Raw genomic sequence first — 265 nt, forward strand, 5'->3', positions numbered from 1 at the left:
CTCGCCAAGCGCCCGAACGCGGTGATCAAGGTCAGCGGCGCCTGCGCGCTGTCTCAGCTGCCGTATCCCTTCCCGCACATCTGGGAATGATGCCGCCGCCCTCCAGATTGACGCCGTGCAACGCCGGGCCGTTGGATCCTTCGAGCGAGATCGTCTCCTCCGTCCGCACGTCGCCGATCTCGATCGACAGCAGCGGAACGTCGTTGGCGTTCTCGACGTCGCCGTTGACCAGGGTGTTGCCGATCAAGCAGTCGGAGAACGAGCC

1 protein-coding gene is annotated in these 265 nt (G+C 65.3%); it reads right to left on the bottom strand.

Annotated features, from left to right (window positions below; genetic code table 11):
• Positions 1-31: 31 nt before the first annotated feature.
• The coding region (locus KVT28_RS25325; RefSeq protein ID WP_217550940.1) for a hypothetical protein at positions 32-265 on the bottom strand (234 nt) is incomplete at its 5' end.

Source organism: Pantoea sp. GbtcB22, assembly GCF_019091025.1.
GTDB lineage: Bacteria > Pseudomonadota > Gammaproteobacteria > Enterobacterales > Enterobacteriaceae > Pantoea > Pantoea leporis.